The 1,581-nt window shown below is 48.2% G+C and carries 1 rRNA gene; it reads right to left on the reverse strand.

The features are described 5' to 3' along the window. A 23S ribosomal RNA gene (locus tag R0J88_RS18580) occupies nt 1-1,490 on the reverse strand; the annotation flags it as partial. Nucleotides 1,491-1,581: the final 91 nt, after the last annotated feature.

Here is a 1,581-nt window from a genome sequence, read left to right on the forward strand (position 1 = left end):
TGTTCGTCCGGATTTACCTAAACAAACGCCCTACTCACTTTCACATGGACAACCATCGCCATGCTTGCTTAGCCTTCTCCGTCCCCCCATCGCAATTATACCAAGTACGGAAATATTAATCCGTTTCCCATCGACTACGCCTTTCGGCCTCGCCTTAGGGGTCGACTTACCCTACCCTGATTAACATGGGATAGGAACCCTTGGTCTTCCGGCGTGCGGGTTTTTCACCCGCATTATCGTTACTCATGTCAGCATTCGCACTTCTGATACGTCCAGCATACCTCCCGGTACACCTTCAACCGCTTACAGAACGCTCCCCTACCACTCATACAAAGTATGAATCCGCAGCTTCGGTGCATAGTTTAGCCCCGTTACATCTTCCGCGCAGACCGACTCGACCAGTGAGCTATTACGCTTTCTTTAAAGGATGGCTGCTTCTAAGCCAACCTCCTGGCTGTCTGGGCCTTTCCACATCGTTTCCCACTTAACTATGACTTTGGGACCTTAGCTGGCGGTCTGGGTTGTTTCCCTCTTCACGACGGACGTTAGCACCCGCCGTGTGTCTCCCGGATATTACTTTACGGTATTCGGAGTTTGCAAAGGGTTGGTAAGTCGGGATGACCCCCTAGCCTTAACAGTGCTCTACCCCCGTAAGTATTCGTCCGAGGCTCTACCTAAATAGATTTCGGGGAGAACCAGCTATCTCCCGGTTTGATTAGCCTTTCACTCCTAGCCACAGGTCATCCCCTAACTTTTCAACGTTAGTGGGTTCGGTCCTCCAGTTGATGTTACTCAACCTTCAACCTGCCCATGGCTAGATCACCGGGTTTCGGGTCTATACCTTGCAACTATTCGCCCAGTTAAGACTCGGTTTCCCTACGGCTACCCTAATCGGTTAACCTCGCTACAAAATATAAGTCGCTGACCCATTATACAAAAGGTACGCAGTCACAGAACAAGTCTGCTCCTACTGCTTGTACGTACACGGTTTCAGGTTCTATTTCACTCCCCTCACAGGGGTTCTTTTCGCCTTTCCCTCACGGTACTGGTTCACTATCGGTCAGTTGGGAGTATTTAGCCTTAGATGATGGTCCACCTATATTCAGTCAAAGTTTCACGTGCTCCGACCTACTCGATTTCACTTAAAATGTCTTTTCATGTACGGGACTATCACCCTGTATCGTGGCACTTTCCAGAGCCTTCCATTAACACATAATAAGCTTAAGGGCTGTTCCGATTTCGCTCGCCGCTACTTTCGGAATCTCGGTTGATTTCTTTTCCTACGGGTACTTAGATGTTTCAGTTCTCCGCGTTCGCCTCGTTAACCTATGTATTCAGTTAACGATACCTGCAAGCAGGTGGGTTTCCCCATTCGGAAATCCTAGTCTCAAGTGCTTTTTACTAGCTTGACTAGGCTTATCGCAAGTTAATACGTCCTTCATCGCCTCCAACTGCCAAGGCATCCACCGTGTACGCTTAGTCACTTAACCATACAACCCAAACGGGTCTTTGTTTTGTGACAGTTTAACTTCGCCAGAAGTTAATATTGAATACTAAAGTAGATACCAATCAATCGACTCA

The organism is Pseudoalteromonas sp. SIMBA_162, assembly GCF_046535955.1.
GTDB lineage: Bacteria > Pseudomonadota > Gammaproteobacteria > Enterobacterales > Alteromonadaceae > Pseudoalteromonas > Pseudoalteromonas marina.